The 19,203-nt window shown below is 63.4% G+C and carries 15 protein-coding genes and 1 tRNA gene; 10 read left to right on the plus strand and 6 right to left on the minus strand.

The window, feature by feature from the left end:
* The first annotated feature begins 144 nt into the window (after window positions 1-144).
* Genes dsrO through O3299_RS23095 form a run of 3 tightly spaced genes read left to right on the plus strand, consistent with a single transcriptional unit; the run spans window position 145 to window position 5,203 of the window.
* A complete protein-coding gene (dsrO, locus tag O3299_RS23085) occupies window positions 145-855 on the plus strand; it encodes a sulfate reduction electron transfer complex DsrMKJOP subunit DsrO (protein WP_077398882.1) in 711 nt (236 codons plus the stop codon).
* A gap of 3 nt (window positions 856-858) precedes the next feature.
* Window positions 859-1,971, plus strand: a complete 1,113-nt coding sequence (nrfD, locus tag O3299_RS23090) for an NrfD/PsrC family molybdoenzyme membrane anchor subunit (protein ID WP_305063282.1) — start codon at window positions 859-861, stop codon at window positions 1,969-1,971.
* A 10-nt stretch (window positions 1,972-1,981) separates the two neighbouring features.
* The gene (locus O3299_RS23095) at window positions 1,982-5,203 is read left to right on the plus strand and encodes a molybdopterin-dependent oxidoreductase (RefSeq protein WP_305063283.1); all 3,222 of its coding nucleotides are present in this window, start codon (window positions 1,982-1,984) and stop codon (window positions 5,201-5,203) included.
* Window positions 5,204-5,325: 122 nt separating this feature from the next.
* On the opposite strand, the gene O3299_RS23100 is transcribed toward O3299_RS23095, so the two are convergent.
* The 5 genes from O3299_RS23100 to mutM are packed head-to-tail and all read right to left on the minus strand — an operon-like array spanning window position 5,326 to window position 11,713.
* Window positions 5,326-5,949, minus strand: coding sequence for a response regulator transcription factor (locus tag O3299_RS23100; RefSeq protein ID WP_099665719.1), 624 nt, complete (start codon window positions 5,947-5,949; stop codon window positions 5,326-5,328).
* Complete coding sequence (locus O3299_RS23105) at window positions 5,946-7,739, minus strand: sensor histidine kinase (protein WP_305063284.1); 1,794 nt, start codon at window positions 7,737-7,739, stop codon at window positions 5,946-5,948. Before O3299_RS23105 ends, O3299_RS23100 begins: the two co-directional genes overlap by 4 nt.
* Complete coding sequence (mutY, locus tag O3299_RS23110) at window positions 7,739-8,914, minus strand: A/G-specific adenine glycosylase (RefSeq protein WP_305063285.1); 1,176 nt, start codon at window positions 8,912-8,914, stop codon at window positions 7,739-7,741. The genes O3299_RS23105 and mutY overlap by 1 nt, the downstream gene beginning before the upstream one ends.
* Window positions 8,915-8,952: 38 nt before the next feature.
* Window positions 8,953-10,854, minus strand: a complete 1,902-nt coding sequence (locus tag O3299_RS23115) for a dynamin family protein (protein WP_305063286.1) — start codon at window positions 10,852-10,854, stop codon at window positions 8,953-8,955.
* Between the two features lie 22 nt (window positions 10,855-10,876).
* On the minus strand, window positions 10,877-11,713 hold the full coding sequence (gene mutM, locus O3299_RS23120; RefSeq protein WP_099665715.1) for a bifunctional DNA-formamidopyrimidine glycosylase/DNA-(apurinic or apyrimidinic site) lyase: 837 nt from the start codon (window positions 11,711-11,713) through the stop codon (window positions 10,877-10,879).
* Window positions 11,714-11,880: 167 nt separating this feature from the next.
* Between mutM and O3299_RS23125 the strand changes: the two genes are divergently transcribed.
* From O3299_RS23125 to pth, 7 genes are all read left to right on the plus strand, one after another.
* Complete coding sequence (locus O3299_RS23125) at window positions 11,881-13,665, plus strand: tetratricopeptide repeat protein (RefSeq protein ID WP_305063287.1); 1,785 nt, start codon at window positions 11,881-11,883, stop codon at window positions 13,663-13,665.
* Window positions 13,666-13,738: 73 nt separating this feature from the next.
* Window positions 13,739-14,377, plus strand: a complete 639-nt coding sequence (locus tag O3299_RS23130) for an outer membrane lipoprotein LolB (RefSeq protein WP_099668272.1) — start codon at window positions 13,739-13,741, stop codon at window positions 14,375-14,377.
* Window positions 14,374-15,258, plus strand: a complete 885-nt coding sequence (gene ispE / locus O3299_RS23135; protein ID WP_289899510.1) for a 4-(cytidine 5'-diphospho)-2-C-methyl-D-erythritol kinase — start codon at window positions 14,374-14,376, stop codon at window positions 15,256-15,258. Before O3299_RS23130 ends, ispE begins: the two co-directional genes overlap by 4 nt.
* A 78-nt stretch (window positions 15,259-15,336) precedes the next feature.
* Window positions 15,337-15,413, plus strand: a tRNA-Gln gene (locus O3299_RS23140).
* A 150-nt stretch (window positions 15,414-15,563) separates the two neighbouring features.
* Window positions 15,564-16,514: a ribose-phosphate pyrophosphokinase gene (locus O3299_RS23145; RefSeq protein ID WP_034753270.1), complete on the plus strand. Its 951-nt coding sequence runs from the start codon at window positions 15,564-15,566 to the stop codon at window positions 16,512-16,514.
* Window positions 16,515-16,680: 166 nt separating this feature from the next.
* Window positions 16,681-17,289, plus strand: a complete 609-nt coding sequence (locus tag O3299_RS23150) for a 50S ribosomal protein L25/general stress protein Ctc (RefSeq protein ID WP_077408940.1) — start codon at window positions 16,681-16,683, stop codon at window positions 17,287-17,289.
* A 115-nt stretch (window positions 17,290-17,404) separates the two neighbouring features.
* Window positions 17,405-17,989: an aminoacyl-tRNA hydrolase gene (pth, locus tag O3299_RS23155; protein ID WP_034778342.1), complete on the plus strand. Its 585-nt coding sequence runs from the start codon at window positions 17,405-17,407 to the stop codon at window positions 17,987-17,989.
* Here pth and O3299_RS23160 read toward each other — a convergent pair whose 3' ends face one another.
* Entirely contained in the window at window positions 17,990-19,087 is a 1,098-nt protein-coding gene (locus O3299_RS23160; protein ID WP_305053853.1) for a serine hydrolase, read from the minus strand. It lies immediately after the preceding gene.
* Window positions 19,088-19,203: the final 116 nt, after the last annotated feature.

The following is a 19,203-nucleotide window of genomic DNA, read 5'->3' on the forward strand; positions in this document are numbered from 1 at the left end:
CGCATTACCCCCATTCCTCTCCTCTGTCAATTGGCATGATCATCTAGGTCCCCACCCGATCATCCCAATACCCCCGTAGCGCCTTCTTTTCTATCATGGCAGCAAGTCAACAAGGGCTTGCCGCCCATAGTCAAGGAGAGTGTCATGATTGAATCGCGCCGCAGTTTCTTGCGCGCCTTGCCAGCCGTAACCATCGGGGCGGCCATCGCGCCGCTGCCAGGCAAGGCGGCCACCAAGGGCGAAGGCGGCCAGCGTTGGGCGATGGTGGTCGATGTGCAGAAATGCATCGGCTGCCAGGCTTGCACGGTCTCCTGCATCATGGAAAACGCCGTGCCGGAAAACAGCTTCCGCACCGTCGTCTCGACCTATGAAGTCAAGGAAGAGAACCGCTGCGGCACCTACATGCTGCCGCGCCTGTGCAACCACTGCGCCAATCCCCCCTGCATTCCCGTCTGTCCCGTCGGCGCCACGTTCCAGCGCAAGGATGGCGTCGTCGTCGTCGATGGCGACCGCTGCGTGGGCTGCGCCTACTGCGTGCAAGCCTGCCCGTATGACGCGCGCTTCATCAACCACGAAACGGGCAAGGCCGACAAATGCACGTTCTGCGCGCACCGGGTCGATGAAGGCTTGCTGCCTGCCTGCGTGGAAACCTGCGTGGGCGGCGCGCGTATCTTCGGCGACCTGAATGACCCGGACAGCGTGGTGCACCAGCTGCTGACCGAGAACAAGGTGAAGGTGCTGAAACCCGAGCAGGGCACCCAGCCCCACGTGTTTTACCTGGGACTGGACACGCGCTTCGCCGGCCACGTCGAGGGCGAAGCGACTCTTTGGCAACCGAGCAAACACGGGAAATAAACCATGGACAGCCACATCACCGAAATTCTCAACGTCACGCGCGAAGCGGCATGGCTGCCGTGGGCGGTGCAGTATTTTTTCCTCATCGGCCTCAGTTATGGCAGTTTCATGCTGACGCTGCCGTACTTCGTCTTTGGCCGCAAGGCGTATGAACGCCTGGGACGCATCGCGCTGCTGGCATCCCTCGTCTGCGGCATGACGGCGCCCGTGGCGCTGCTGGCCGATTTGCACGGGCCGGGCCGCTTCTACCATTTCTATATTTACTTCCAGCCGCAGTCGTGGATGTCGTGGGGCTCGTTCTTCATCCCCCTGTATCTGGGCTGTTTGATGCTGTACGCGTGGCTGGCGCTGCGCGTGGACTTCGCCACACGGGGACAGGGCCAGGACCGCCTGGCCTTCGCCTACCGCTTGCTGGGGCGCGGCGGCGCCGCTTCCTTGCGGGCCATTCGCGTCGCCGCCGCCTTCACCTTGTTGGCCGCCTTCGTCGTGGGTCTGTACACGGGCATGGAAGTGATGGTGGTGCGTGCCCGTCCCCTGTGGTTCACGCCTTTCCTGCCGGCGCAATTTGCCGCCACGGCCTTTGTCGGGGCCGTGGGCCTGGCGCTGCTGTTCAACCGCTTCCTGCCGGGCCGCGACAAGGCGCTGGAAGTATCGCTGAACCGCGCGCTGGCCCTGTCGCTGGCGCTGGTGCTGGCGCTGGGCGGCGGCTGGCTGTTCGTCAGTCTTTCCGGCGTGAGCGCCAGCCACAGCATGGCCTTTACGCAGGTGGCGGGCATGCCGCAATGGCAGTTCACGGCCGTATGGGCCGTGCTGTCGGCCATCGTGCCGATGGCGCTGGCCATCTGGCGTCCGGCCACGAGTGGCCTGGCCAATGGCCTGATCGCGCTGCATAGCGCCTGGATGATGCGCTGGACGATTTTTATCGGCGGCCAGACGATTCCGAAGACGGGTGCAGGCCTGTACGACTACCACCTGCCGATGGGGAACGATGGCTTGCTGGGCATTATTGGCACGGCCGGCCTGTGGATCGCGCTGCTGTTGCTGATGCTGGAATTTTTGCCATGGGCGGGCCGCGTCGTCGCTGGTCGCAGCCGTCCCGCCATGGCCACGCACTGAGGAGTCAAAAATGAACGATCAAATACACCACAACGCACACAACGACGTCCCTGAAGATGAAAACGAAAAACGCCGCAAGCTGTTGCGCTACGGCGCCATTGGCGGCGGCCTGGCCGCGTTTGCCGCCAGCTTTTCCACCACGGCCGGCCGCATGGTCGACCATGCGCTGGGCAAGGATAAACCCGTGCAGAAACTGCATGGCAATTCCCTGCCGCCCGAGTTTTCCGTCGATACGGCCACGGGCAAGCTAACGGTCAATCCCGACCAGCAAGTGAGCTACACCATGTGCATGGGCTGCACTACGTTTTGCGGCGTGCGCGTGCGCCAGGATAAAAAAAGCGGCAAGGTGCTGCGCGTGGCGGGCAATCCCTACAGCCCCCTGTCGGCCGACCCGGCGCTGCCGTATCAAACCTCGATCCGCGACAGCTTTGTGTCGCTGTCGCGCTTCCAGGAAAAGGGGCTGAAGGGCCGTTCGACGGCTTGCGGCCGCGGCAACGGCGTGCTGGAACAGATGGAGTCGCCGTTCCGCGTGCTGGCGCCCATGAAGCGTGTGGGACCGCGCGGCGGCGGCCAGTGGGAACCGATCGCCTTCGACCAGTTGGTGAAGGAAGTGACGGAAGGCGGCGACCTGTTTGGCGAAGGCCACGTGCAGGGACTGCGCGCCTTGCGCGAGCTGGAAAAGCCGATCGATCCGGCGCAGCCGGAACTGGGCCCGCAAGTGAACCAGGTGGGCCTGATGTGCAGTACCGACGATGGCCGCCTGGCGTTCGGCACGCGCTTTTTCAAGCAGTCGTACGGCAGTTTGAACCTGGTCAACCACGGTTCGTATTGCGGCGGCGCCTACCGCAGCGGCTCGGGTGCCATGTTCGGCGACATGAAGAAGATGCCGCACGCGAAAGTGGACCTGGAAAATACGGAATTCTGCATTTTCGTCGGCACGGCGCCGGGCAATGCGGGCAACCCGTTCAAGCGCCAGGGCACCCTGATCGCGAAAGCAAGGTCGGGCAAGCGCGAATTCAGTTACGTCGTTGTCGACCCCGTGCTGACAAACGCGGACAGCCTTGCCGCGGGCGACCGCAGCCGCTGGGTACCGATCAAGCCGGGTACGGATGGTGCGCTGGCCATGGCCATGATCCGCTGGATCATCGAACACGAACGCTATGACCGCAACTTCCTCGTGCAGCCGAACCTGAAGGTGGCGGAAGCGGCGGGCGAAGCCGCCTGGTGCAATGCCACGCATTTGATCATCAACGAGAAGGGCCATCCGCGCGATGGCCGCTACCTGCGCGCGTCGGATATGGGCGCGGTGGAGTTGTCGGAAGAAGAGCGCTACAAGGATGGCGACGCCTTTTGCGTGATCGACGCCGCCACGCAAGCGATCGTGCCACACAATGCCGCCAAGGGTGAGGCGCGCCTGTTCTTCGACGGCCCGCTGGACGTGGCGGGTGCACCACTGCACCTGAAGACGGCCATGACGATGCTCAACGAGGAAGCGCAGCGCCACAGCATGGATGAATACGCGGCGGCCTGCGGCATTTCACGCGACATCATCGAAGGGCTGGCGCAGGAACTCACCAGCCATGGCAAGCGCGCCGCCGTCAATGCGCACGGCGGCATGATGTCGGGTGCGGGATTCTATAACGCGTATGCGCTGGTCATGCTCAATACCCTGATCGGTAACCTGAATCGCAAGGGCGGCACCCTGGTCAACGGCGGCAGCTTCAAGGATGCGGGACCCGGTCCGCGCTATAACCTCGAGAGTTTCGACGGCGAGATCAAGGCGGCCGGCATGCCGATCGGGCGCAATGTGCCGTATGAAAAAACCTCGGAATTCAAGCTGAAGAAAGAAGCGGGCAAGGCGTATCCGGCGAAGGCGCCGTGGTATCCGAATGCGCCCGCGCTGGCCACCGAGTGGCTGACCAGCGCCATGAACGGCTACCCGTATACCCTGAAGGCGCTGATTCTGTGGAGCTGCAATCCCGTCTACGGCATCACGGGCTTGCGCGCGCAGATCGGCAAAGAGCTGGCCGATCCGAAGAAGATTCCCCTGATCGTCGCCATCGACCCCTTCATCAATGAAAGCTCGGCGTTTGCCGACTACCTGTTGCCCGACACCTTGCTGTACGAAAGCTGGGGCTGGGCTGGCGCCTGGGGCGGCATGCCCGTCAAAATGAGCACGGCGCGCTGGCCCGTGGTCGAACCGCGCGTGCAAAAGACGCCGGACGGCCAGACCATCTGCATGGAATCGTTCTTCATCGCGCTGGCGAAAACGATGGACTTGCCCGGTTTCGGTCCGGAGGCCTTGCAGGACATGGATGGCCAGCGCTTCCCCCTGCAGCGCGCGGAAGACTGGTATCTGCGCGGCGGCGCCAACATCGCCTGGCAGGGCAAGACGGCCGTGCCGGAGGCCAGCGACGACGATATCGATTTATCCGGCGTGGGCCGCATCCGCCCCGAACTGGAGCGCACCTTGAAGCCGGAAGAGTGGCGCAAGGTGGCCTTCATGCTGGCGCGGGGAGGGCGCTACCAGAGCTATGGCGAAATGTTCGGCCTGCGCCTGCCGCCACCGGCGAATCCCAAGGCGCCGGCAGCGCCTGCACCCGTGATCGACGAGACGCCGTATCCGCAGGACTGGTCCACGCACCGCTATCTGAAACCGATGATGCTGTACAACGAAGGCCTGGGCGTGAGCAAGAACAGCTTGAGCGGCAAGCGATTCCCCGGCACGCCCGCGTGGCGAGTGGCGGCGTTTGCCGACGGTACGCCCGTGCGCAAGACCTATCCGGCCAGCGAGTGGCCGTTCGAGTTGATCAGCTTTAAATCGGCGCTGCAGAACTCCTACAGCATCGGTGCGCGGCGCTTGCGCGGCATCCATCCGGACAACCCGGTCGCCGTGCATCCCGACGATGCGGCGCGCTTGAAGCTGGTAAATGGCGATGCCATTTACCTGGAAACGCCGGGCGGCAGGGCCAGGGCCACGGTGATGCTGCGCCATGGCGTGCAGCAGGGCGTGATCGCCGTCGAACACGGTTTCGGCCACAAGGAGCACGGTGCGCGCGCCCACCGTATCGGCAAGCTGCGCCAGCCAGATGAACCGGCCATCGGCGCCGGCATCAACCTGAATGACCTGGGATTGACGGACCCGAGCCGCGGCGACAAGAACGTGTTTGTCGATCCCGTCTCGGGCACGTCGGTGCGGCAGGGGCTGCCGGCGCGCATCGTGCGGGCTTAACGAACGCTCAACAAAACCGTAGCGAGCGGAAGGGAGGTGCGGTCGAGAAGCGTAGCTGTGCGAATGCACAGTGAGCATCGCAGGCCGCAAATCACGACGCGCAGTAGGTTGGGTTGGGTGTTCTAGATTTCGCCGCCGGCCATTAGCAGCCGGGCTACCTCGGCTGCTGAATGCAGGCCCAGTTTTTCCATCGTGTTATGGCGGTGCACCTGCACTGTCTTGTCGCTGATGCCCAGCTCGCGGGCGATGACTTTCGAGGCTTTGCCTTCGGCCATCAGCAACGCCACTTCGCGCTCGCGCGCGGTGAGCCTGGCCAGCGCCGATTGCGCCGTATTCGCGCTGGCGGCGCTGCGGCTTTCTTCCACGCTGCGGGCCACGGCCCGGCTGACGGCGTCCAGCAGCACCTGGTCCTTGCACGGTTTTTCCAAAAAATCGCAGGCGCCCGCCTTCATCGTCTGCACGGCCATGGCCAGGTCGCCGTGACCGCTGAGGAAAATCACGGGCAGGGAGATGGCGTGGCCGGTCCTGTTGTTCAACTCCTGTTGCAGTTCCAGTCCGCTCATCAAAGGCATGCGCACGTCGAGCAGCAGGCAGCCCGGCACATGGCCAGCGTAGCGCTGCAGGAAGTCGCGCGCCGACTCGAACGTCTCGACCTTCCAGCCGGCCGAATCGAACAGATAGGCCAGCGAGCGGCGCATGGCGGCGTCGTCGTCGACGACAAAGATGATCGCATCGCTTTCATTCATGGTGTTTCCTTGTTGGCTCCCAGGCCAGTATCTTCGGGCAGGCGGAACCAGACCGTCAAGCCTGGTGCATCGGCGTTGGCGTGCGCCGACAGGCTGCCGCCGAACGATTCGATGATGCTTTTGCTGAGCGACATGCCCAGGCCCAGGCCTTCGGCCTTGGTGGTAAAGAAGGGTTCGAACAGGCGCGCCATCTGCGCCGCTTCCAGGCCGCAGCCGGCGTCGCGCACGGCCACCGTGCAGGCGCCGTTTTCGCGGTGCAGCAGCACGCCGATGGGGTGCTGCGGATTGCCGTTTTCCAGCTGCGCATCGAGCGCATTTTTCAGTAAATTGAGCAGCACCTGCTGCACTTGCTGCGGGTCGGCCAGCACGCGCGGTGCCGCGCTGACCGCCTCGTGGCGCCAGCTGATATTGGCTTGCGGATGGGCTGCGCGGAACAGGGCCACGGCTTGCTCCACGGCGTCGGCCAGGGCGAAGGCCGTGCTGTGCGCGGGACGCTTTTGCGCCATCGCGCGAATGTGACGGATGATGGCGCCCGCGCGTTCGCTTTGCGTGGCGATTTCCTGCGCGCCGTCGAGCAGGGGCGCCGCATCGAGCCGACCCGCCGTGATGCGGCGCGCCATGCCGCGCGCGAAATTGCCGATGGCGGCTAGCGGCTGGTTCAATTCATGCGCGATGGCGCTGGCCATTTCGCCCAGAATCGCCAGGCGCGCCGTGTGGTCTAGCGTGGCCTGGCGCTGGCGCGCCTGCTCTTCCAGCGCGCGCTGCTGGTGCTGGGCGGCGCGCAATTGCTCCGTGCGCCGGCTGACCAGGTATTCCACGCGCACCGTGTGCACGGCCCAGGCGATGAGCAAGGCCAGCACCAGCAGCATCCAGCCCCAGTAGCGGCGCAACGCCGTCTCGAACGTCAGCTTGTCCAGATAGGCGTAGGGACCGATGCGCAGGTCGCGGAACAGCTCATCGACGATTTGGTAATCGCTGGGTACCGTCCAGCTGTAGCCTTCGTCGGTGCGCGGCATGGCTAGCAGGGCTTGCGCCACTTTTTTTGCCAGCGCGGGCGGCGTCTGTCGCAGGGCCACGAAGGGCCAGTCCGGATACAGCCGCGACGAGCTGGCGCAGCGAAAACCGGGAATCGGGCGCGTGGTGATCACGCGCAGTTCCTCGGCGCGCACTTCGCCGCGCGCGACCATCTGTTCGAGCAGGCAGGTGCGCACGATGCCCGCATCCATGCGCCCCGCACGCACGGCGTCGATGATCTGCTGCGACGGAAAACCGCTATAGCGCAGGCTGGCAAAATCATGCGCGGGATCGATGCCCGCTTCGCGCAGTTCGCGCGCGGCGATCTGGTAGCCGCCAAAAGCGTCGGGTGCCACGGCCATCACGTTCTTGCCAGCCAGGTCGGCCAGGTCATGTAGCGGCGACGCGCTGCGCACGACGATGGCCGAGCCGATGGCCTGGCGCGGCGACTCCGTCCATGGCGATTCCAGGGTGGCGATACGGCTGGCGCCATCGCTGTGCTCGAGCGCCACGTAATGGCCGCTGCTGGTGATGGCAAAGGCGATCGATTGCGACTGCACGGCGCGCGTCAGGCCCGCCTGGTCGTAGTCGGCCAGGATGAAACGGATGCCGGGAATGCTCGCTTGCAGGTGGCGCGTCACGTACGACCAGTCCTGCTGCACGGCGTCGCCGCCCTTGTAGGCCAGTACGCCAATTCTTACCTCGGGCAGGTCGTTCGCCGCGTGGGCGCCGTGCAGACACAGCGCCGCCAGCGCGAGCAGTAAAAAATGCCGCACTAGAACATGCTGCGTTGCGCCGCGCGCGCATCGCCGAACAGGTCCAGCAGCAGTTTCTTGATGGGGGCGGGCAGCGGCGCGTCCGCGATTTTCGCGCCGTCATACCAGACGTGCGTCGCTTCCCCGGCCAGCGCCAGGCGGCGCGCCAGGGTGATGCGGCAGGGAACGATGTGCAGTTTGTAGTGGGTAAACACGTGCACGATGGGCAGCAGCCGTTCCTGCGTTTCGATTGCGCCAAACGGCGCCACGGCGCGCGTCAGCGCATCCTGATCGATGTCGCGCGGACAGTCCTCGCCGGCCAGCACGTGGCCATCGAGTTCCGGCAGCGACAGCAAGCCGCCCCAGATGCCGGAACCGGGACGCTGTTCCAGCAGCACCTGGCCATCGTCGATGATGACCAGCATGACGGCGTGTTTTTCGGGGCTGGTTTTCTTCGGTTTGCGCACCGGCAGATCCTTGGTGCGGCCCGTAGCGTAGGCCACGCAGCGCGGCTGCAGCGGGCAGCGGCCGCAATCGGGGCTGCTGCGCGTGCACAGGGTGGCGCCGAAGTCCATCAAGCCCTGCGTGTAGGCTTCGATACCTGTCTCCGGCAGCAGCGCTTCGGCACGGCGCCACATGGCTTCCTCGACCCGTTTTTCGCCGGGATAGGCATCGATGCCGAAGGTGCGCGCGAAGACGCGTTTGACGTTGCCGTCCATGATGGCTGCGCGTGTGCCGCTGGAGAACGCGGAGATGGCGGCCGCCGTCGAGCGGCCGATGCCGGGCAGGTCGGCCAGCAAGGCCGGGTCGCTGGGGAAGACGCCGTCGTATTCGGCCACCACGCGCTGCGCGCACTTGTGCAGGTTGCGCGCCCGCGTGTAGTAACCGAGGCCGCTCCACTGCGCCATCACGTCTTCCACCGGGGCGCTGGCCAGATCGCGCAGGGTAGGGAAGCGTTCGAGGAAGCGCGCATAGTAGCCGAGTACCGCGGTGACCTGCGTTTGCTGCAGCATGATTTCGGACAGCCAGATCAGGTAGGCGTCGCGCGTGTTTTGCCACGGCAGCGCATGGCGGCCATGCTGCTTTTGCCAGGCGATGACGGTGGCGGAAAAAGTCGGGTCGATATAATTTTCAGACGCGTTTTCAAACTGAGTTGCGCCCGTGGCGGGCGAGAGCGGATGCAGCAGACGTTTCATGCAGGGTTCCAGTATCTTGTGGCGTGTTGTTGCGTGTTTTATGTGGCGCTGGCCGTGCGCAAGGCAGCGAGCAATTGCGCCAGCTGCGCCTTGTCGCGTTCGAGCGCCGCCAGGCTTGCTTCGAAGCCGGCGATTTTCTGTTCCAGGCTGCCCGTGGCGTCGTGGATGCGCTGGATCGAGGCAAAGCGCAGTTTCAGCTGTTCCTTGTACTCGACGATCTGCGCTTCGAGGGGCGCCATGATGACTTTCAGCCAGGCACTGGCGTCGTCGTTGGCGTTGGTGAAGCTGCGGCGCACGCGTGAGGCGATGGTGTCGAAGAATTTCTCCATCAGCACGACCCGGCTGGTGGTGAGCAGGGTGGCCGTGCCGAACTGCTTGTGATACACGGCTTCGATATCGGCGATCTCCTGGCGGTAGCGGGCCAGGGAAAACGGCATCGGCAAGGCCAGCGCCAGGCCATGTTCGGTGGCGAATTTGCGGTACATCACGTTCATCATTTCCGTGATCTCGGCCGTCTTGCCTTCCGAGCGATCCAGGTTCCGGGTGATGCGCTCGAAATACTGGCGCACGGCTTCGCGCAGGCCCGTGAAAAAGCGGCTGCGCTGCATGGCGGCGCGCACGCCATCGATATCGTCGCGCACGATGTCCATGCCCAGGCTCGTATAGAGTTCCGTCGACAGGCGGGTAAATACGGCGCGCGTGGCCTGCAGCTTGAACAGGCTGCTGTCGAATTCCTTCTTCTCGATATCGACGCGGCGCATCATGTGCGCGATCACGCTCTGGTTCTTGCCGCGCAGGCTGTGCAGCTCGTGCAGCTGCTCGGCGATGCCGCGCGCGCGCGCCGCCGCCTGCACCTGCTGCGCCGCCTCGATGGCGTCCAGGTCGAACGCCAGCTGGCGCCGGATGATGTCCTTGCGCGCGGGGATCAGCTCCTCGAACAGGGCCGTCTCCAGCGGCAGCAAACGGCTCTTTTCCAGCAGCGCCGCATCGTGGTTGATCTTGCCCACCAGGGCCTTTTGCGCCGAGACGGGAAACACCTGGCCTGGGTCCAGTGTCAGCAGATGCGCCACGCTGGCCTGCTGGCGTTCGATGGCTTGCGCCACCTCGGCATCGCCGCGCAATTCGTCCCACATGCTGTCGATCTTGTTGAGCACCACCAGGCGCCCCGCGCCGGCGCCGATATGGTTGCGCCACACTTCGATATCGCTGCGCGTGACGCCCGTGTCGGCCGCCAGGATGAACAGCACCGCGTGCGCATTCGGGATCAGGTTCAGGGTCAGTTCCGGTTCCGTGCCGATGGCGTTCAGGCCGGGCGTGTCGAGAATCACCAGGCCCTGTTTCAGCAGCGGATGGGGGAAGTTGATGATGGCGTGGCGCCACATGGAAATTTCCACCTGGCCGTCCTCGTCGAGCATGGCGGGGGCGTCCGCATCGTCGGCGTCGTACAGGCCGTAGCGCGCCGCTTCTTCCACGCTGACTTTCTTCGTCAGGCTGACCTGGCGGATGGCTTCCTGCATGTCGCCACCCGCCTCGATATTCAGGGGCAGGACGGTCCAGGCGGCGGGCAGGTCGCGGTAGTCGCTGGTCGACAGGTTCTGGGCGCGCGTCTCGATGGGCAGCAGCCGGATCGATGGCGGCCAGGCCGCGTCGTACAGCAGCTCGGTGGGGCACATGGTGGTGCGGCCCGCGCCCGAGGGCAGGATGCGCTGGCCATAGCCGGCAAAGAAGATGGCGTTGATCAGCTCGGATTTGCCGCGCGAGAATTCCGCCACGAAGGCGACGGACAGGCGGTCGTCAGTCAGGCGGGAGCCACAGCGCGCCAGGCGCAGCGCGGAGGCGCCGTCGACCAGGCCCGCCGCGCTGGCGGCTTGCCGGTATGCCTGCAAGGCGGCCTGCACGTCCTGCCGCCATGCGCTGTATTGTTCCAAGTCTCTGACCATCTGGCTCCCTCTGTGAGTGTGGCTACTTTTGGCAATTCACGCAGTAAAACGTGGAACGCTGTCCCTGCACGATTTGCCGTATCGGCGCGCCGCACACGCGGCATGGCTTGCCCGCGCGGTTGTACGTGAAATACGTCTGCTGGAAGTAGCCGGACTGGCCATTGACGCCGATGAAGTCGCGCAGGGTGCTGCCGCCCTGCACGATGGCTTCGGCCAGCACGTCGCGGATCGATTGCGCCAGTTTCTCATAGCGGGCCAGGCCGATGCGCCGGGCTGGCGTCTTCGGGTTGATCCCCGCGCGGAACAGGCTTTCGGAGCAATAGATATTGCCCACGCCGACGACGATGTCGCCCGCCATCAGCACCTGCTTGATGTTGGTGCCCTTGTTGCGCGTTTTCTCGAACAGCAGCTGGCCAGTGAAGCCGCCTTCCAGCGGTTCCGTGCCCAGACCGCGCAGCAGCGCGTGGCCATCCAGCGGGCCGTCGGCCTCGTCATGCCACAGCACGGCGCCGAAGCGGCGCGGATCCGTCATGCGCAGCACCTGGCTGCTGCCGTCCGCGTCTTCCACGACGAGGTCGAAATGGTCGTGCTTTTGCGCCTCCGTCCCAGTGGGCAGCACGCGCAAATGGCCCGACATGCCCAGGTGGATGATCAGGGTGCCGTGGCGGAAGTGGATCAGCAGGTATTTGCCGCGCCGCCCCGTCAGGCCGATGGTTTGCCCCGACAATTGTTCGCCCAGGGCCGGGGGGAAGGGCCAGCGCAGGCCGTCGCGGCGCAGCACGACGGCACGCACGGCGCGCCCTTCGATGTGGGGCGCGACACCGCGCCGTGTGACTTCGACTTCTGGCAATTCTGGCATAGGGCTCGAATGGTGGAAAACCGGGTAAAAAACAGGCGGGTCGCCGGCCGATGGCTGGCCCGGGCACGCTACGCCGCCACGACGTATATATTTCGTTACATACGTGAAGTACGCGATAGCCGCGTTGGGCGTAGAATCAAACTTTGCCGTTTAGCCAGGATCAGCCTTTGAAAAACGCTTTCGCCATTGTAACCTTGTCCGCCCTGATGGCCACGCATGCCATGGCACAGACGCCTGTTGCCCCTGCCGATGGGGCGGCCAGCCCCGCTGCGGCCGCCGCGCCGCAAGCGGCCGGTACTGAGTCCGACGATGACGCCAAGGGCGAGAAGCTGCCCAAGGTCGAGTTAAGCAGCGATTTGCTGTACAAGCTGACCAAGGCTGAAATGGAATTCAAGAGCGGCCAGTGGCAAGGGCCGTACGTGACGATGATGGTGGCGGCGCAGCAGACGCGTGATCCGCGCCTGGCGCGCCGCGCCTCCGAAATGGCACTGGCCGCCAAGCAAGGCGGCGAAGCGCTGGCGGCCATCCGCCTGTGGCGCGAGCTGGCGCCCGAATCGGATGAGGCGACCCAGTTCTTCCTCGGCTTCGTCGTCTTGACGGACAAGATCGAAGAAGCGGAACCGATTTTTGCCGAGCGCCTGGCCAATGCACCGCCGGGTGCGCGCGGCGTGGCCCTGTTCCAGATGCAGCAAATCCTGTCGCGTTCGAATGACAAGCTGTATGCCTATTCGATGGTGACGCGCCTGGTGCAGCCCTACCTGGACATGTTCGAAGCCCACCTGGTGCTGGCGCAGGGCGCCTTGTCGATCGGCGAGCGTGAACGCGCCATCGGCGAAGCGAACAAGGCGTTGGCGATCAAGCCGAACTCCGAGCTGGCCGCGCTGACCCTGGCGCAGGTGACGGGCGAACCCGAGGCGGCAGGCAAGGTGCTGGCCGCCTTCCTGCAAAAGAATCCGGACGCTGTCGAGGTGCGCGGCGCGTATGCGCGCCTGCTGGTCGAGCAAAAACAGCTGGAGCCGGCGCGCGACCAATTCCTGCTGCTGCTGAAAAGTCAGCCCGACAACCTGGGCGGCCTGTATGCGCTCGGCATCGTGGCGTTGCAGCTGGAAGATACCAAGGGCGCGGAGCAGTACTTCAAGCGCTTCCTGGCCGTGCTCGACAAATCCCCTGGCGACGCGCGCGATCCGTTCAAGGCCCTGATGATACTGTCGCAGATCGCCGAAACGCGCGGCGACACGGCCGGCGCCATCGCCTGGCTGGACAAGATCGACAACAGTGCGTCCGCCGGTTATGTCGAGGCGCGTTTGCGCCGCGCCCAGCTGATCGCCCGTGGCGGCAATCTCGATGCGGCGCGCAAGGCGCTGACGGAAATCGAAACGGACGATCCGGCAAGCCAGGCGCAGGTGCTGCTGGTCGACGCGCAATTCCTGCGCGATACCGGCTACGTGCAAAGCGCCTATACGGTGCTGGAAAACGCCTTGCTGCGCTTCCCCGATAATCCGGAATTGCTGTACGACTATGCCTTGCTGGCCGAGCGCCTGGATAAACTCGAGCTGATGGAGGCGAGCCTGCGCCGCGTGATGGCGCTGGCGCCTGACAATCAGCACGCGTATAACGCCCTCGGCTACTCGCTGGCCGAACGGGGCATCCGCCTGCCGGAAGCCCATGCACTGATCGAAAAAGCCTTGCAGATGGCGCCGGGCGACCCGTTCATCATGGACAGCATGGGCTGGGTGCAGTTCCGCATGGGTAACCTGGCCGCCGCGGAAAGCGCGCTGCGCCGCGCCTATGCCGTGCGCAGCGACCCGGAAATCGCCGTCCACCTGGGCGAAGTGCTGTGGCAGAAGGGCGACAAGGCCGAAGCGCAAAAGCTGTGGCGCGAGGCGCAAGGCAAGGATCCGAAAAACGATGCGCTGAAAAGCACCCTGGCGCGCTTGAATGTCAGTTTGTGATTGAACCGATTAACTCAACTATGAGAAACCAGCGCCATGGCGCTGGTTTTTCCTTGTGCCCATGTCCAAACCCATGTCCAAACATTTCCTGCCCCTGACTGTCCTGTGCCTGGCCCTCTCGGCCTGCTCGACCCTGACTTCCCCCTTTTCATCCGGCGCCGCGCCATCGGGCAAAGCCGTCGCGCCCTACCGCGAACAGGTGGAGCTGACGGGCCGTTTGAACGTCGTGTACCAGAAGGATGACAAGCCCGAATCGGCCACGGTCAATTTCAACTGGCTGCAGACGGCCGCGCGCACGGATGTGACCCTGTATACGCCCGTCGGCAGCACCCTGGCGACGATCGCCGTCACGCCGCAGCAGGCCGTGTTGACGCAAAGCGGCAAGGCGCCGCGCAGCGCGCCCGACGTCGATACCCTGAGCGCGCAGATGCTGGGGTGGTCCCTGCCCGTGTCGGGCTTGCGTGACTGGCTGCAAGGTTATGCCGTGGGCGCCGATGGCAAGCGCTTCGTCGCGTCACCGGCCAATGACAGCGTGACAACCAAAGACGGCTGGCGCTTGCGCTATGTGTCGTGGCAAGATGCTGCTGAGAATACACCGGGCGCCTTGCCCCAACCGCGGCGTATCGATGCCGAACGCACCACCAGCGCGCAGGCCGATGCCGTGTCGCTGCGCATCGTGCTCGATGCCGCCCCATCCACACCTGCACCATGACATTGACGACCCTGAATCATTGCCCGGCTCCCGCCAAACTGAACTTATTTCTGCACGTTAACGGCCGCCGCGCCGATGGCTACCATCTGCTGCAGACGGTTTTCCAGTTGCTCGACCATGGCGACACCTTGCACTTCGCGCTGCGCGACGACACGCTGATCCGCCGCGTGACGGCGCTGGCCGGCGTGCCGGAAGAGCAGGACTTGATCATCCGCGCCGCGAAACTGCTGCAGGCGGAAGTGCTGCGCCGCACGGGCGCCTTGCCGCGCGGCGTCGATATCGCCATCGACAAGGTGCTGCCCATGGGCGGCGGCCTGGGGGGCGGTTCGTCCGATGCGGCCACGGCCCTGATGGCCTTGAACCGTCTGTGGCAAGCGGGCTTGAGCCGGGAGGAATTGATGGCGCTGGGCTTGCCGCTGGGCGCCGATATCCCATTTTTCATCTTTGGCGAAAACGCCTTTGCCGAAGGCGTGGGCGAGGCCCTGCAGCCCGTCGCCACGCCCGAATGCTGGTATGTGGTGATCGAGCCGGGCGTGCAAGTACCTACCGCCGCAATTTTTTGCGCGGAAGGCTTGACGAGAAATACCGAACCCGTCACAATAGCGGACTTTTCCAGGCACCTCGCAGAAGGAAACGATGCGGGCGGGTTTGGTAAAAATGATTTACAGCAAGTGGCATGCAGTCTTTTCAAGCCGGTAGCAGATGCGGTAGAATGGCTGGGTGCTTACGGTGAGGCCAGGATGACTGGTTCCGGTGCTTGTGTGTTTAGTGCGTTTGGCAGTCAGGAAGAAGCGGATGCGGTGCTCAGCAATGTGCCACCAGTCTGGATCGCCTGGAAGGCAAAAGCGCTGAATCGCCACCCGATGCTCACGGTGTTGTAAAGAGCAAAAAAAGATTTTGCTTAGCGTCAAATAGTCGGTATAATACTGGCCAACATGACGGCAAGCAGTCAGTAACGTAGGGGAATCGCCAAGCTGGTTAAGGCACTGGATTTTGATTCCAGCATGCGAAGGTTCGAATCCTTCTTCCCCTGCCACCATTTCACCGTAGTCTGTCGATGCGAAGTTGGCGTCCAGTACGGGAAAAAGCAGATATGTCGCCACGCGGCATATTCTAAACAATGACTGACCGGGCCTATGCCCGGTTAGTGCTTTTCAAGACTTCTATATCACCTCTTGGGACTCCCATGGCTTACGAAAACCTGATGGTTTTTACCGGCAACGCGAATCCAGCGTTGGCAGAGGGGGTCGCAAAAAACCTCGGCATCCCTCTCGGTAAAGCAAACGTTTCGAAATTCTCCGACGGCGAAGTAATGGTCGAGATTAACGAAAACGTACGCGGCAAGGATGTTTTTGTTTTGCAATCCACCTGTGCTCCAACCAACGACAGCCTGATGGAAATCATGCTGATGGTTGATGCCTTGAAACGTGCTTCCGCTGGCCGCATCACCGCCGCGATTCCTTACTTCGGCTACGCCCGCCAAGACCGTCGTCCACGCTCCGCGCGTGTGGCAATTTCGGCCAAGGTGGTGGCGAACATGCTGGAAGAAGCCGGTGTCGAGCGCGTCCTGATCATGGACTTGCACGCTGACCAGATTCAAGGTTTCTTCGATATCCCAGTCGACAACATCTACGCTTCGCCAATTTTGCTGGGCGACCTGCAAAAGAAAAACTACCAGGATCTGCTGGTGGTGTCGCCGGACGTCGGCGGTGTGGTACGTGCGCGCGCCCTGGCAAAACGCCTGGGCTGCGACCTGGCCATCATCGACAAGCGTCGTCCAAAAGCGAACGTGTCGGAAGTGATGAACATCATCGGTGAAGTCGAAGGCCGCAACTGCGTGATCATGGATGACATGGTCGACACGGCAGGCACCCTGACCAAGGCTGCCGAAGTGCTCAAAGAGCGCGGCGCGAAAAAAGTCGTGGCGTATTGCACGCACGCGGTGCTGTCGGGCCCGGCGATTGACCGTATTTCGGCCTCGCCACTCGATGAGCTGGTCGTGACCGACACGATCCCCCTGTCCGAAGCGGCCCTGGCCTGCGGCAAGATCCGTCAATTGACGTGCGCGCCGCTGCTGGCCGAGACGTTCAAGCGCATCATCAAGGGCGATTCGGTTATTTCCCTCTTTATCGATTAATTCGACAAGAGCAGCAACAGACGTCACCTGCGGCGCGACCGGCTTTTTGCCTGTTGCGCCGTAGTATTTTAGTTTTCGGGGCGCATATGCGCCCATTTTCGAAGATTCCTGGTCGCGGGAATCTTCATAACACAAGGCGCAAGCCTTGTTCTTCTTGGAGTTTCACATGAAAGTTATCGCATTTAAACGCGAATTGCAAGGTTCCGGAGCGAGCCGCCGCCTGCGCATTTCCGGCCAAACCCCTGGTATCGTCTACGGTGGCGCTGAAGCCCCAGTGCTGATCTCGCTGGATCACAACGCCCTGTACCACGCGCTGAAAAAAGAAGTGTTCCACTCGTCGATCCTGGACCTGGAAATCGACGGCGTTTCCCAGCAAGTTCTGTTGCGCGACTTCCAAGTCCACGCATACAAACAACTGGTTCTGCACGCTGACTTCCAACGCGTTGACGCTAAGCAAGCTATCCACGTGAAAGTTGCTCTGCACTTCACGAACGCTGACGTTTCCCCAGCAGTCAAACTGCACGGCGCGACCATCAGCCACGTAGCCAACGAAATCGAAGTTTCGTGCCTGCCAGGCCAACTGCCAGAATTCATCAACGTTGACCTGTCGAACATCGACGTCGGTCACTCGCTGCACGTTGGCGACCTGGTCCTGCCAGCTGGCGTGACCGCTGTCACCCACGGCGCCAACCTGACCATCGCTACCGCTTCGGTACCGGCTGGCCACGTTGCTGCTGAAGCCGCTGCTGCTGAAGTTGTTGCTGACAAGAAGTAATTTTGCCGCCGCAGCAATGCGGTAGTCGCAAGGAAAAACCCGTCCGGTTCGCTCCGGACGGGTTTTTTTCTGCCTGTTTTCACCGATAATACGTTTTTACACTGCAGACACAGCCATGCCCATACGCCTGATCGTCGGCCTCGGCAACCCGGGACCCGAATACGAACAAACCCGTCACAATGCCGGCTTCTGGCTGGTGGACAACCTCGCCAACAGCTTGCCCGGCACGCGCTTGCAGCGCGATTCGCGCTACAACGCCATGCTGGCCAAGACCTCCATCGGCGGCAACGAAGTCTGGCTGCTCGAACCGCTGACCTTCATGAACCGCTCGGGCCAATCCGTGGGCGCGCTGGCGCGTTTCTTCAAGATCGCCGCCGATGAAGTGCTGGTGGTGCACGACGAACTCGATCTGATGCCAGGCATCGCGCGCCTGAAGAAGGGCGGCTCGGCCGGCGGCCATAATGGCTTGAAGGACATCACGGCCGCGCTGGGCACGCAGGATTACTGGCGCTTGCGCCTGGGCATCGGCCATCCGCGCACCCTGAGCCTGCAGCAGCAGGTAGCCGATTTCGTGCTGCACCGCCCGCGCCGCGAAGACCAGGAGCTGATCGAGCAGGCGATCGACAAATCCTTGCAAGTCATGCCGCTGATCGTCGAGGGCAAGTTCGAGGCGGCGACCATGAAGTTGCACACCGCGTAATTATTTCCCCGCCTTGCCGAAGCCGGTCATGATGGTTTTCGCCATCTGCTGCTGGCTGGCCTGGGCGCTGCTGCCTTCACCCGCGTTGGCGGCGATCAGCAAGCCGTCGCCGCTGCCGGGCGCCAGCGCGATCAGCGCGTGCCAGTAGCCGTTCGAGCCCAGGTGGGTCAGCACGCGCTGTGGCGCCTGGGGCGGGAAATGCATCACGCCCCAGCCCAATGCCGCATTCGTGTCGCCCTGCGCCGTATGCAGCAAGACATAGGTTTCCTGTTTCAGCAGCTTGCCCTTGCCTTGTTCGCCCTGCAGTTGATCGAGCGCAAACTTGGCCCAGTCAGCCATGCTCAGGTGGATTTCTCCATCGGGCGCCATCATCAGCGGGTTGCTGGCCATCAAGCCGGCGATCGGCTTGCCTTCCTTGTGGCCCAGGTTTTGTCCGCGCACCGTGGGACCGAACGCGGCCTGCATGCCCAGCGGGCCGAATACTTCCGCCTGCATCAGTTCCTCATAGGTCTTGCCCGTGACCCGCTCCGCAATGGCGGCGGCGATCATGGCGCCGCTGTTCGAATAATGCGATTCGCCGCGCGGTGCGGCCACCGGCGCGTCGGCCAGCGCGCGCTGTGCGTATTCCAGGCGCAGCACGGGCAAGGGGCGCGCATCCGTGTAGGTGGAATTGATCCAGTCCTCGTCCGGATTGGGCGGTAAACCGGCGCGGTGCGCCAGCAAATCCATCAGGTTGACGTCGCGGTACTCGGCGCGCATGCCGGCGCTCAGCGCGGGCAGCATGCTGGACAGCGGCGCATCCCACGACAGCACGCCCCGCTCCACCAGGCGCGCGATCAGGGTCACCGTCATGGCCTTGCCGTCGGAACCGATATTCCACACGTCATCGGCGCGTACGGCGTCATGGCCGTCGTTGGCGCGCACGCCCGCCTGCGCCTGCGCATCGATCTTGCCGTCGCGAATGAGCAGGATGGCCATGGCCGGCACGCTCCTGTCGGCCAGCGCCTGCTGCAGCATGGCGTTCAAGTCATGCGCGCGGGCGGCGCCGCCGAGCAGGAGGGCGGTGCTGCAAACGAGTGAGGCAAGCAGGGTTTTCATGGTGTCTCCAGTCGATAGGATAGGGCGAACATGTTAAAATGGTCGCAAAACATGATTTAATTATTGTTTTACGATAATTTATTCTAACGGCACTTTGTACTTTCGTATACTTTTAA

The organism is Janthinobacterium sp. SUN176 (genome assembly GCF_030587335.1).
GTDB classification, from domain to species: domain Bacteria; phylum Pseudomonadota; class Gammaproteobacteria; order Burkholderiales; family Burkholderiaceae_D; genus Janthinobacterium; species Janthinobacterium kumbetense.